The organism is Streptomyces sp. NPDC057253 (assembly GCF_042669125.1).
Lineage (GTDB): Bacteria > Actinomycetota > Actinomycetes > Streptomycetales > Streptomycetaceae > Streptomyces.
The window spans coordinates 17,640-31,071 of record NZ_JBHUXV010000053.1 but is presented as its reverse complement, the minus strand read 5'-3'; the positions used below and the strand labels follow the sequence as shown (position 1 = coordinate 31,071).

Here is a 13,432-nt window from a genome sequence, read left to right as displayed (position 1 = left end):
CCCGAGCGAAAGCAGCGGATGTGAGCCAGGTCCTCGACACACCGCCCCCCACAGCGGCCCCGGCCGACGACGACCTCGCGGCCCTTGCCGCCCGTCACGGCCTCGCGGTCAGCGGTGCCCGTCCCTCCCTGCCCGAGTACGTCCGCCAGTTGTGGGCGCGCCGGCACTTCATCACCGCGTTCGCCACGGCCAAGCTCACCGCGCAGTACAGCCAGGCGAAGCTGGGCCAGGTCTGGCAGGTGATGAACCCGCTCCTGAACGCGGCGGTCTACTTCTTCATCTTCGGTGTCCTGCTCGGCACCAAGAAGGGCGTGCCGGACTACATCCCGTTCCTGGTGACGGGCGTGTTCATCTGGACGTTCACGCAGAGCTCGATCCTGGCGGGCACCCGCGCGATCTCCGGCAACCTCGGCCTGGTGCGGGCGCTGCACTTCCCGCGGGCCGCGCTGCCGATCTCGTTCTGCCTCCAGCAGCTCCAGCAGCTGCTGTTCTCGATGGGCGCGCTCGTCGTGATCCTGCTCTGCTTCGGTGTGCCGGTCTCGGCGTCCTGGCTGCTGGCGGTCCCGGCGCTGGTGCTCCAGTTCACGTTCAACGCGGGCGTCTCGATGATCATGGCCCGGATGGGCGCCAAGACGCCGGACATCGCGCAGCTGATGCCGTTCATCCTGCGCACCTGGATGTACGTCTCCGGCGTGATGTGGAGCATCGACAAGCTGGCCAAGGGCCACCACGACTGGCCGCACTGGGTGGTCCCGGTCCTCCAGGCCAACCCGGCGGCCGTCTACATCGACCTGATGCGCTACGCCCTGATCGACACCTTCCACGCGAGCCAGCTGCCGCACCACGTGTGGGCGATCGCGGCGGGCTGGGCGCTGCTGGCGGGCGTCGGCGGCTTCATCTACTTCTGGAAGGCTGAGGAGACGTACGGCCGTGGCTGACATCGCGAACGACCAGATCCCCACCGTCGTCGTCGACGGCGTCGACATCGTCTACCGCGTCAACGGCACGGGCGCCGGCAAGGGCTCCGCCACCGCCGCCCTCAACCGCATGCTGCGCCGGGGCGCGGCCGAGAAGGCGGCGGGCGTACGCAAGGTGCACGCGGTCAAGAACGTCTCCTTCGTCGCCTACAAGGGCGAGGCGATCGGCCTGATCGGCACCAACGGCTCCGGCAAGTCGACCCTGCTGAAGGCGGTCGCGGGCCTGCTCCCGGTGGAGAACGGCCGCATCTACACCGACGGCCAGCCCTCCCTGCTCGGCGTCAACGCGGCCCTGATGAACGACCTCACCGGCGAGCGCAACGTCCACCTCGGCGGCCTCGCGATGGGCATGTCCCGCGAGCAGGTCAGGGACCGCTACCAGGAGATCGTCGACTTCTCCGGCATCAACGAGAAGGGCGACTTCATCACCCTCCCGATGCGCACCTACTCCTCCGGCATGGCGGCCCGCCTGCGCTTCTCCATCGCGGCCGCCAAGGACCATGACGTGCTGCTCATCGACGAGGCCCTCGCCACCGGCGACCGCTCCTTCCAGAAGCGCTCCGAGGAACGCATCCGCGAGCTGCGCAAGCACGCGGGCACGGTGTTCCTGGTCAGCCACAGCAACAAGTCCATCCGCGACACCTGCGACCGCGTCCTGTGGCTGGAGCGCGGCGAACTGCGCATGGACGGCCCGACCGACGAGGTCCTGGCGGCCTACGAGGACTTCACCGGCGGCCCGGACAAGGACAGGGCCAAGCCGCAGCCGAAGGTCGCCGCCTGACACCACGGCTCCAGCGCTACGACGACGAGGGCGCCCGGGACTTCACGGTCCCGGGCGCCCTCATGGTCGTAGGCCCGAAGAAGGGGCCGTAGGCCTTACGAGTGCTGGCGCAGCAGCGTCCTCATGGTGCGCATCGCCACCGAGAGGTTGGCGAGGTCGAAGGCCTCCGAGCCCTGGATCTCCTCCAGGGTGACGCGGGCCCGGCCGAGGATGGCGGCGTTCTTCTCCTCCCAGGCCTTGAAGCGCTGCTCGGGGGTCGAGGTGCCGTTGCCCACCGCGAGCACATCGGCCGTCAGGGCCGAGTGGGCCGCGTACAGGTCCTCGCGGATCGAGGCGCGGGCCATGGACTGCCAGCGGTCGGCGCGCGGGAGCTCGATGATGCGGTCCATGAGCTGGGTGATGTGGAGGCGGTCGGCGAGGTCGTAGTAGACCTCGGCGACGTCCATCGGGTCCCGGCCCATGCGGTCGGCCACCGAGACGATGTCCAGCGTCGGGAAGGCGGAGGAGAAACCGGCCACGCGCGTGGCGAGTTCGTCCGGGACGCCGGCGCCGCTCAGCTCGTCGTAGATCTTCTGGTACCACTCCAGGTCCGCGCCCCGCAGCAGCTTCGGCAGCTGCGACCACACCTGTTCGACGCGGTCGCCGAAGAACTCGACGGTCTCGGCGAGCTGGAGCGGCTGCGGCCGGTTGTTGAGCAGCCAGCGCGTGCCGCGCTCGACCAGGCGCCGCGAGTGCAGCCGGATCCGGGTCTGCACGGCGGCCTCGACGCGGTTGTCGAGGGACTCGACGCCGTCCCACACCACGCCGGACCGGAAGATCGCGCGGGCCACGGTCTGCGCCCGGACGATCTCCTCGAGGGAGGCCCCGGTCTCCTCGCGCAGGCGGTGCAGATAGGTCGTACCGCCGGTGTTGACCGTGTCGTTGACCAGGACGGTCGTGGTGATCTCGCGGTGCAGCGGGTGGCTGTCGATGTGCTCGGGGAACTGCTCGCGCAGCGCGGTCGGGAAGTACGCGTGCAGCAGGGCGCGCAGGTACGGGTCGTCCGGCAGACCGGTCTGCAGGAGCTCGTCGGCCACCGTGATCTTCGTGTACGCCAGCAGGACCGCGGTCTCCGGGCCGGTCAGGCCCTGGCCCTGGGCGAGGCGTTCGCGGATCTGGCGGTCGGTGGGCAGGAACTCCAGGGCCCGGTCGAGGTGGCCCTCGCGTACCAGGTGGCGCATGAAGCGCTGCTGGGCGTGGAGCATGTCCTTGGACTGGGCGAGGGCGTTGGCGATGGCGGTGTTCTGCGCGTAGTTGTTGCGCAGGACCAGGCGGCCGACCTCGTCCGTCATCTCCGCGAGCAGCTTGTTGCGCTGCTTGACCGTCATGTCGCCCTCGGTGACCAGGCCGTTGAGCAGGATCTTGATGTTCACCTCGTGGTCGGAGGTGTCCACGCCGGCGCTGTTGTCGATGGCGTCGGTGTTGATCTTGCCGCCGTGCAGCGCGAACTCGATCCGGCCGAGCTGGGTCAGGCCCAGGTTGCCGCCCTCTCCGACGACCTTGACGCGCAGGTCGGCGCCGTCGACGCGGATCGGGTCGTTGGCCTTGTCGCCGACGTCCGCGTGGGTCTCGGTGGACGCCTTCACATAGGTGCCGATGCCGCCGTTCCACAGCAGGTCCACCGGCGCCTGGAGGATGGCCCTCATCAGGTCGGCCGGGGTCATCTTGGTGACCTTGTCCTCGATGCCGAGGGCCTCGCGGATGTGGGCGTTGACGGGGATGGACTTGGCGGTGCGGGGGAAGATGCCGCCGCCGGCCGAGATCAGCTCGGTGTCGTAGTCCGCCCAGCTGGACCTCGGCAGCTCGAAGATGCGGCGGCGCTCGGCGTAGGAGGTGGCCGCGTCGGGCTTCGGGTCGATGAAGATGTGCCGGTGGTCGAAGGCGGCGACCAGACGGATGTGCTCGCTCAGCAGCATGCCGTTGCCGAACACGTCACCGGACATGTCGCCGATGCCGACCACCGTGAAGTCCTCGGACTGGGTGTCGACGGCCAGTTCACGGAAGTGCCGCTTGACGGACTCCCAGGCGCCGCGGGCGGTGATGCCCATGCCCTTGTGGTCGTAGCCGGCCGAGCCGCCGGAGGCGAAGGCGTCACCGAGCCAGAAGTTGTACGACTCCGCGACCCCGTTGGCGATGTCGGAGAAGGTGGCGGTGCCCTTGTCGGCGGCGACGACCAGGTAGGTGTCGTCCTCGTCGTGCCGTACGACGTCAGCGGGCGGGACGACCTCACCGGCGACCATGTTGTCGGTGATGTCGAGCAGCGCCGAGATGAACACCTTGTAGCTGGCGATGCCCTCGGCCAGCCATGCCTCCCGGTCCACGCTCGGGTCCGGCAGCTGCTTGGCGACGAAGCCGCCCTTGGCGCCGACCGGCACGATGACGGTGTTCTTCACCATCTGCGCCTTGACCAGGCCAAGGATCTCGGTGCGGAAGTCCTCACGCCGGTCGGACCAGCGCAGACCACCGCGCGCGACCTTGCCGAAGCGCAGGTGCACGCCCTCGACACGCGGCGAGTACACCCAGATCTCGAACGCCGGGCGCGGGGCCGGCAGGTCCGGGATGGCCTGCGGGTCGAACTTCATGGAGACGTAGTCGTGCGGCTTGCCGCCCTCGGCCTCCTGGAAGAAGTTGGTGCGCAGGGTCGCCTTGATGACGGTCAGGAAGGACCTGAGGATCCGGTCCTCGTCCAGGCTCGCGACCTGGTCGAGCGCCGCGTCGAGTTCCTCCAGCAGGGCGTCGACCAGTTCGTGGCCGGCGCGCTGGCGGTCCGGCGACATCCGCGCCTCGAACAGGGAGACGAGCAGCCGGGTGGTGTGGACGTTGTGGCGGAGGGTGTCCTCCATGTAGTCCTGCGAGAAGGTCGAACCGGCCTGGCGCAGGTACTTGGCGTACGCCCGCAGCACCATCGCCTGCCGCCAGCCGAGCCCGGCGCTCAGCACCAGCGCGTTGAAGCCGTCGTTCTCCGCCTTGCCGGTCCAGGTGGCGGCGAAGGCCTCCTGGAAGCGCTCGCGGCCGTCGTCGCCGAGGGAAGCGCCGCCGTTCTGCGCCTTGGGCATGCGCAGGCCGAAGTCGTAGATCCAGGCCACGCTGCGGTCCGAGCAGCGCAGTTCGTACGGCCGCTCGTCCGTGACCTCGACGCCGAGCCGGCTCAGGACCGGCAGCACCGCGGACAGGGAGATCGCGTCACCCTTGCGGTAGATCTTGAAGCGGCGTTCCTCGGGGGCGGCGCCGACCGGCTCGTACAGGCTCAGGGCGAAGTCGTGGTCCCCGTCCCCGGCCTCGGTGAGCTTCTCGATGTGGACGAGGTCGGCGACCGCGGAGCGCGGGGTGTGGTCGGCCTTGTAGCCCTCCGGGAAGGCGTTGCCGTAGCGGCGCGACAGCTCCGCGGCACGCTCCTCGCCGAGCTCGGCGTTGAGCGCCTCGGCGAAACCGTCGGCCCAGGAACGGGCGGCCTCCACCAGCCGGGTCTCGATGCGCTCCTTGTCGCTGTCGCTGAGCTGCGGCAGCTCCGTGCCCTGCGGGACGCGGACCACGAAGTGCAGCCGGGACAGGATCGACTCGGTGTTCCAGGCGGTGAAGTCGACGCTGATGCCGTCGAGTTCCTCCTTGAGGATGTCGATGATCCGCAGGCGGACGCCGGTGGTGTAGCGGTCGCGGGGCAGGTAGACGAGGGCCGAGTAGTAGCGGCCGTACTCGTCCTGGCGCAGGTACAGGCGCAGCCGGCGCCGCTCCTGGAGGTACAGGACGGAGGTGGCGATCGACTCCAGCTCGTCGGCGGGGGTCTGGAAGAGCTCGTCGCGCGGGTAGGTCTCCAGGATCTGGAGCAGGTCACGGCCGTCGTGGCTGTTGGGCGAGAAGCCCGCCTTCTCCAGCACCTCGTCGACCTTGCGCCGGATGACCGGAACCCGGCGCACCGATTCGGTGTACGCGGCGGAGGAGAACAGACCGAGGAAACGCCGCTCACCGATGACATTGCCGGCCGCGTCGAACTTCTTGACACCGATGTAGTCGAGGTACGACGGCCGGTGCACGGTCGCCCTGCTGTTGGCCTTGGTCAGCACCAGCAGCTTGTGCTCGCGCGCCTTGGCACGCGCGTCGGCGGGCAGCCGCTCGAAGGACGGGCTGACCGGGTGGCCCTCCTCGCCGGCGTGGTGCGGGTCGGAGCGCAGGATGCCGAGGCCGGTGCCGGGGACGGCCGCGAGGGAGTCGTCCTCGCGGAGCTGGTACTCGCGGTAGCCGAGGAAGGTGAAGTGGTCGTCGGCCAGCCAGCGCAGCAGCTCGCGGGCCTCCTCGATCTCCATGTCCCGCAGATCGGTGGCGACGGGCTCGGCGGGCAGTTCGTCGGCCATCCGCAGGGCCGCGTCCCGCATCTTCTCCCAGTCCTCGACGGCCTCGCGGACGTCGGACAGGACACGCAGCAGGTCGTTGGTGATCTGCTTCAGGTCGGAGCGGTCGGTCTCACGGTCGATCTCGACGTGGATCCAGGACTCGGTGTGCGCGTCGTGCGGGAGGTCCGCGGCGGCCGGCGGGACGGTGAGGACCTCGATCAGCTTGCCGGTGACGTCACGGCGGACGACGACCTGGGGGTGGATGACGACATGGATGCCGCGCCCCTGCCGGGTCAGCTCATTGGTGACGGAGTCGACGAGGAAGGGCATGTCGTCGGTGACCACCTCGACGACGGAGTGGGTGCACGTCCACCCGTTCTCCTCCACCGTCGGCGTGTGGACCCGCACATTGGCCGTGCCCTGCGGGCGGGTCTCGCCCAGCCGGAAGTGGGAGAGCGCGGCGCCGTAGACGTCGATCGGGTCGCGGTCCGTGAGGTCTTCCGGGGCGGTGTGCAGGTAGTAGCGCTGGAGGAACGCGAGCACGGTCTCGCTGTCCGGGGTGTCCGGGGTGCGGGGGGTGTCCTCGTCGGTCGTCCCAGTCGGTAGGTGCCCCCCGACCGGGCTGTTCTCAGCTACCCGTGCGGCCCTCTCGAGCAGCTCGGCCTTTGCTTCGTCCAGCTTGGTCTGCATTGTCCTCTGACTCCTGTCGCGCGCCGTTGCGTGACGTAGAAGGAAGTACGGTCTCTTCTCCTGCGGCTCGACGCCACGGCCCGGGGTCTCCGGTCTGCTCCGACGCTATGCCGCAGGGCGAGATGAGCGGGGGGATATCAGCCATTCTCGACACGCTCGACAGGTGTGACGCTGCTCTCTGCCGCGTCGCTGACGAGGGTGTACACGGCGTCATGGGAGCCCTTACGACCCCGTCCCGCCCGCGAGGACCAGCGGCCGCCGCCCGGCCACGGAGGTGTTCCGTGCGAACCGGGCGCAGGGCGGGAGCCACAGCGCCCCCGCGAACTATCGCGCTGATCACGCCACCAAGGCTATCGCTCCTTACAGGGGGGTCGTCATGAGCCGTATGTGTACAAAACCGGGGGTGGAAGTTTGACAGTCTGCACAGGGGCGCAAGGGACGAACCCACCGTAAGACGACACACCGTCCGAGGAACCGCACACGGTCCAGCCACCCGCCCACCCGGCAAACCTCCGAGCCACAGCCGACGGCTCGGCGATCCACCCTCGACCGACGACGGGTCCAGCGGGTCACGCCGCCTGCCTGCCCTGGCCGGCAGCCCACCTCACCGATCCGCCACCGACCCCGATCCACCTGCCACCGCCGGCGCCGCCGGGCCGCGCCTGCCCTACCGATTCCCAGCCGGTCCGCCGCCGGTCCGCGGGGGTCGACGTGGCGCTGCGCGACGGCGGCACCACGCGTCCGGCCGCAGGACCGTCCGGAGAGCGCCACCCCAGTTCGTCCCCACCGATCCGCCGCCGCCCGATTCACCTGCCCACCGTCCGCGGCACTGGCCCGCGCGCCCGCCCTCCCGTTCCCTGCCGGTCCCGGTCCCCCGTCCGCTTCACCGATCCGCCTGCCCGCCTCGGGCACCGCTGCCCCGCGGGCCCCACCCTGCCGATCCGCCGCCTACCCCGGGCCGCAGTCCGCCTCGCCGATCCGCAGCCGATCCCCGATTCCCCTGCCAACCCTCGGCGCCGCCGGCCCACGCCCCGCCCACCCGGCACCCGCTCAGCGGCAGCGAGCGAAACCCGCCCCCGACCGACGGCACCCCGAGCACAACCCAGGCACCCGGCACTCGACACTCGTAGCTCGGGCACGGCCCCCGCACCCACCCGTCACGCTGCTATTCGCTCGGCCTCCGCCACCGCCTCCGCCAGGGTGTCCACTACCGGCACCCCGACGCCCTCGAGGCTGGCCCGACTGTGCGATCCCCCGGTGTACAGAACGGCCCTCGCCCCCACCCGCATCGCCGCCACCGCGTCATCCGCGGCGTCCCCGATCACCACGGTCCGAGCAGCATCCACCCCCACCAGCGCGGCGAGATGCCTCTCCATGTGCTCCGCCTTGCTGCCCCCCGAAGGCCCGGTCCGCCCGTCCACCCGCAGGAAGTGCGCCTCGATGCCGAACCCGCGCACCAACGGCACCAGTTCGTCATGCACATACATGCTGAGAATCGACTGGCTGCGTCCGGCCGCTCCCCACCCCGTCAGCAGCTCCACCGCCCCGTCGGTCAGCCGGCACGCCACCCGGTGCTCGGCGTAGTACCGATGGAAGGTCTCATCCATGACCTCCCACTCGGCATCGGTGGGCAGCCGCCCCAGCAGCCGCTCGTAGAACTTCGGCACCGGCACGCAGTACAGCGCCCGGTACTGCTCCATCGTGATCGGCGCCAGCCCCAGCTCACCGAACGCCGCGTTCGTCGCCCCGATGATCGCGTCGTTGTCGTGGAACAGCGTGCCGTTCCAGTCCCAGACGATGTGCGCCCCTGTCAGCTTCCCCATGCCAAAAACGTACCCGCCCCCACTGACAATCAAGAGACCAGCAGCTCACAGCAGGCAGAACCGACCGGAGAACGGGCTCAGCCGCCCCATCCCACGAGGTTCGGAATCTCCTGCGTCGCGTACCACAACAGCTCGTGGTCCTCGGCCCCGTCCACGACGAACTGCGCGTCGTCGTCCCCGCCGTCCGCCGCCTCCAGCGCGTCCACGGCGGCGGTGACATCCTCTTCCGCGTCGTCCGAGTCGACATGGACCGCGGCGGCCTTGGCCAGCTTCACCGTCCCGGCGACCCGCACCTCCCCGAGCGCCACGGGGTCCAGCGCCCGGTCGGGGTCGGAGACCGCCGCCCCGTCGGCCACATCCACGGCCACCACGACCCGGCGCCGCACGGCACCGGCGTCCGCCGCGAGCAGCCGCAGCGAGGCGAGCGCGGCCCGGTTCAGCGCCGCGTACTCCAGTTCCTCGATGTCGTCGGAGAGGTACCACTCCCGCAGGGCAGGTGTGACGGCGTAGGCGAGGAACGGCTCGGGCCCCAGCTCACCCGTCTTGTACGCCTCGGCGAGACCGGGGAGGGTCAGGGGGACGTAGACGCGCATGGCTGGCCGCTTTCGTGGTCGGAGAACGTGATCGGAAGGGCTCCGCGAAGGCCTTCAGGATACGTGCGGGCGTCCCCTTTCGAGTCCCTGCCCAGCCTTCGTGAGGCGTCCACCCCAGTCCCGGAATTCACCCGCCGCACCCCCGAGACCATGGGCTCCCACCCCCTCCCATCACCCTGATAGGTGAAGATTCCGGCCGCCCGACCCGGCCCTCGGCTTCCTTGCCGTCGTGGTGCGCGGCCCCGTACAAGATCCCCAAGCACGAAGTTACCGCTCGGTACTTTCCGGGCTCGCAGAACGGGGATCCCATGAACAAGGTCATGACCAGGGCCCAGCACCACTCCGGCACCCGCCCGCCGGCCCGCCGCGACTCCCGCCGCCCTGGCGGCACCCCACCCCGCACACCCGGCGGCAGCACCCTCCGCACGGCCCCGGGCGACGGCCGCCCACCGGGCTCCCCGGGCAACGGCCCCCGCCCCCGCACCGGCCCTGCGGACAGCCGCCCACAGAGCGGCCCCGGCCGAGGCGCCACGTCACGCACGACCAGCCGCACCGCTTCCCAGGCCACAGCCGCGCTCACCGACGCTCCCACCACGAGCCCCCGCACCCGAACGTCAGCCACCACGGAGCCCGGCACACCCCCGCACGCGCACCCCACCCCGGACGCCACCTCGCTCGTCCCGCCCCAGACCCCCCGCCGCCCCCTCGTCCCCCAACCCCGCCCCACCGACCGCTTCGCCGACCTCCTCCTCGCCGTCCTGAGCGGCCAGCGCCCCGTCCACTCGATGCTCCGGCACACCGCGGGCCGCGCCTACGACGAACTCGCCTGGCTCGCCGAACGCGGCCCCCTGCGCACCCGCGGCACCCGCCCCGTCGTCCGCGACATCGGCTACTACGTCCCCCGCCCAGGCGCAGTCGAGGCCTTCGCCCGCATCGGCGCCGGCGACCAACTGCGCGCCATGGCCTTCCGTCTGGAACAGGGCCAGGACCTCCGCTGGCGCTGCACAGCGGTCGAACTGGGCGGCCCCCGAGCTCCCCGCCCGGCCGACGACTGACGGCCCCGGAGAAGCCCCGGGAGACCCTCGAAAGCCCCCGACGAGCCACGACGAGCCCTAACAGGCCGACCCCCCACGCCCACCGCACGCCAAAGGGCCGGGCACCCAAGGTGACCCGGCCCTTCACAGCCACAGCGCCCCAGGCCCCGCAGCATCAACCCGCTACGACGCCCATCGCACCGTAGGAACTACTTCTTGCGCCGCCCCCGACCACGCGACTGCTTCCTGCGCTCCGCGCGCGTGAGGCCGTCCGCCTCGGACCGCACCGGCTCGTCGTCGTCGGCGAACTCGCCCTCGACGACACCGCCCTCGCCGTCCACGGTCGGCGCGGAGAAGTGCAGGTCCCGGCGCTGCGGAGCGTCGAGCCCCTTGGCCCGGATCTCGGGGCGCGCACCGGCCTGCGCCGGAACCGCGTCCTTCTTGTCCAGCGTCGGCGCGGTGTCCTCGACCGGGACCTCCTCGACCTGCTGCTCGACCTGGACCTCCAGGTTGAACAGGTAGCCGACGGACTCCTCCTTGATGCCCTCCATCATGGCGGTGAACATGTCGAAGCCCTCGCGCTGGTACTCGACCAGCGGGTCCTTCTGGGCCATCGCGCGCAGGCCGATGCCCTCCTGGAGGTAGTCCATCTCGTAGAGGTGCTCACGCCACTTGCGGTCCAGGACCGACAGCACGACCCGGCGCTCCAGCTCACGCATGATCTCGGAGCCGAGCTGCGCCTCACGCGCCTCGTACTGCTCGTGGATGTCGTCCTTGATGGACTCGGAGATGTACTCGGCGGTCAGACCCGCGCGGTCGCCCGCCGCCTCCTCCAGCTCCTCCACGGTGATCTTCACCGGGTAGAGCTGCTTGAACGCGCCCCACAGCCGGTCGAGGTCCCAGTCCTCGGCGAAGCCCTCGGCGGTCTCCGCGGCGACGTACGCGTCGATGGTGTCGTCCATGAAGTGGATGATCTGCTCCTGGAGGTCCTCGCCCTCCAGGACGCGGCGGCGCTCGCCGTAGATGACCTCGCGCTGCCGGTTGAGGACCTCGTCGTACTTCAGGACGTTCTTACGGGTCTCGAAGTTCTGCTGCTCGACCTGCGACTGGGCGGACGCGATCGCGCGCGTGACCATCTTGTTCTCGATCGGCACGTCGTCCGGGACGTTCGCCATCGACATCACGCGCTCGACCATCTGGGCCTTGAACAGCCGCATCAGGTCGTCGCCGAGGGAGAGGTAGAAGCGGGACTCGCCGGGGTCGCCCTGACGGCCGGAACGACCGCGCAGCTGGTTGTCGATACGGCGCGACTCGTGCCGCTCGGTGCCGAGCACGTAGAGGCCGCCGAGCTCCTCGACCTCTTCCTTCTCGGCCTTGACGGCCTGCTCGGCCTTCTCCAGGGCGGCGGGCAGGGCCTGAGCCCACTCCTCGATGTGCTCCTCGGGGTCGAGGCCGCGCTGACGCAGCTCCGCCTCGGCGAGGTCCTCGGGGTTGCCGCCGAGCTTGATGTCGGTACCACGGCCGGCCATGTTCGTCGCCACGGTGACGGCGCCCTTGCGGCCGGCCTGGGCGACGATGGTCGCCTCACGGTCGTGCTGCTTCGCGTTCAGCACCTCGTGCTGGACGCCGCGCTTGGACAGCTGCTGCGAGAGGTACTCGGACTTCTCGACCGACGTCGTGCCGACGAGGATCGGCTGGCCCTTCTCGTGCTTCTCGACGATGTCGTCGACGACCGCCTCGAACTTCGCGACCTCGGTGCGGTAGATCAGGTCCGACTGGTCCTTGCGGATCATCGGCCGGTTCGTCGGGATCGGGACCACGCCGAGCTTGTAGATCTGGTGGAACTCGGCGGCCTCGGTCATCGCCGTACCGGTCATGCCCGACAGACCGGGCAGCTCCTTGCCGCTGTGGTCGTGGCGCTTGTAGAGGCGGAAGAAGTTCTGGAGGGTGATCGTGGCGAGGGTCTGGTTCTCGTCCTTGATGTCCACCCCTTCCTTCGCCTCGATCGCCTGGTGCATGCCCTCGTTGTAACGGCGGCCGGCGAGGATACGGCCGGTGTGCTCGTCGACGATCATGACTTCGCCGTCCATGACGACGTAGTCCTTGTCCTTCTTGAAGAGCTCCTTCGCCTTGATGGCGTTGTTCAGGTAGCCCACCAGAGGGGTGTTCACCGACTCGTAGAGGTTGTCGATGCCCAGCCAGTCCTCGACCTTGCTGACGCCGGCCTCGTGGATGGCGACCGTGCGCTTCTTCTCGTCGACCTCGTAGTCGCCGGTCTCCTCGATGCCCTTGAGGGGGTTGCCCGCCTCACCCTTCTTCAGGCGCAGGACCAGCTTGGCGAAGTCGCCGTACCACTTGGTGGCCTGGTCGGCCGGGCCGGAGATGATCAGCGGCGTACGGGCCTCGTCGACGAGGATGGAGTCGACCTCGTCGACGATGGCGAAGTTGTGGCCGCGCTGGACGAGTTCGTCCTTGGACCACGCCATGTTGTCGCGCAGGTAGTCGAAGCCGAACTCGTTGTTCGTGCCGTAGGTGATGTCGCACGCGTACTGCTCGCGCCGCTGGGCGGGCGTCATGTTGGCGAGGATGCAACCGACGCTCAGGCCCAGGAACTTGTGGACGCGGCCCATCATCTCGGAGTCGCGCTCGGCCAGGTAGTCGTTGACCGTGATCAGGTGCACGCCCTGACCGGACAGCGCGTTCAGGTACGCGGGCAGCGTGCCGACGAGGGTCTTGCCCTCACCGGTCTTCATCTCGGCCACATAGCCGAGGTGGAGGGCGGCGCCGCCCATGATCTGCACGTCGTAGTGACGCTGGCCCAGGGCGCGCTTGGCACCCTCGCGCACGGTGGCGAAGGCCTCGGGCATCAGGTCGTCCAGGCTCTCACCGTCGGCGTACCGCTGCTTGTACTCATCGGTGAGGGCCCGCAGCTCGGCGTCGGAGAGGTCGACGAAGTCCTCTTCGATGGAGTTGACCTGGTCCGCGATGCGGTGCAGCTTGCGCAGGATCTTGCCTTCGCCTGCACGCATGATCTTCGAGAGGACGGACACGGGGGTTGGTCTCCTTGCCGGTCGGGCCTGGGACGGTCGGTTTCCATTTCACTTACTGAGCAACGGCCATCGTATGCGAGGACCCCACCACGCCGGGAGGCCTGCCGGGTACGCCGA

Annotated in this window: 7 protein-coding genes; 3 read left to right on the top strand and 4 right to left on the bottom strand. The window is 69.8% G+C overall.

Going from position 1 to position 13,432, the window contains the following annotated elements; genetic code table 11:
* Positions 1-20 precede the first annotated feature (20 nt).
* Together ACFULQ_RS26725 and ACFULQ_RS26720 are read left to right on the top strand one after the other, a co-directional pair.
* The gene (locus ACFULQ_RS26725; protein WP_383548189.1) at positions 21-938 is read left to right on the top strand and encodes an ABC transporter permease; all 918 of its coding nucleotides are present in this window, start codon (positions 21-23) and stop codon (positions 936-938) included.
* Positions 931-1,758, top strand: a complete 828-nt coding sequence (locus ACFULQ_RS26720) for an ABC transporter ATP-binding protein (RefSeq protein WP_383548141.1) — start codon at positions 931-933, stop codon at positions 1,756-1,758. The genes ACFULQ_RS26725 and ACFULQ_RS26720 overlap by 8 nt, the downstream gene beginning before the upstream one ends.
* Before the next feature lie 95 nt (positions 1,759-1,853).
* Here ACFULQ_RS26720 and ACFULQ_RS26715 read toward each other — a convergent pair whose 3' ends face one another.
* The 3 genes from ACFULQ_RS26715 to ACFULQ_RS26705 all read right to left on the bottom strand — a co-directional run bounded on the left by ACFULQ_RS26715 (position 1,854) and on the right by ACFULQ_RS26705 (position 9,231).
* Positions 1,854-6,815, bottom strand: a complete 4,962-nt coding sequence (locus tag ACFULQ_RS26715) for an NAD-glutamate dehydrogenase (RefSeq protein ID WP_383548139.1) — start codon at positions 6,813-6,815, stop codon at positions 1,854-1,856.
* A gap of 1,157 nt (positions 6,816-7,972) precedes the next feature.
* On the bottom strand, positions 7,973-8,638 hold the full coding sequence (locus tag ACFULQ_RS26710) for an HAD family hydrolase (RefSeq protein WP_383548137.1): 666 nt from the start codon (positions 8,636-8,638) through the stop codon (positions 7,973-7,975).
* Between the two features lie 77 nt (positions 8,639-8,715).
* Positions 8,716-9,231, bottom strand: coding sequence for a DUF6912 family protein (locus ACFULQ_RS26705; RefSeq protein ID WP_383548134.1), 516 nt, complete (start codon positions 9,229-9,231; stop codon positions 8,716-8,718).
* A gap of 308 nt (positions 9,232-9,539) precedes the next feature.
* On the opposite strand from ACFULQ_RS26705, the gene ACFULQ_RS26700 reads away from it, so the two are divergent.
* Positions 9,540-10,286: an Rv3235 family protein gene (locus tag ACFULQ_RS26700; protein WP_383548131.1), complete on the top strand. Its 747-nt coding sequence runs from the start codon at positions 9,540-9,542 to the stop codon at positions 10,284-10,286.
* A gap of 188 nt (positions 10,287-10,474) precedes the next feature.
* On the opposite strand, the gene secA is transcribed toward ACFULQ_RS26700, so the two are convergent.
* Positions 10,475-13,315 (bottom strand): preprotein translocase subunit SecA, encoded by a 2,841-nt coding sequence (secA, locus tag ACFULQ_RS26695; RefSeq protein WP_383548128.1) that lies wholly within the window; start codon positions 13,313-13,315, stop codon positions 10,475-10,477.
* Positions 13,316-13,432: the final 117 nt, after the last annotated feature.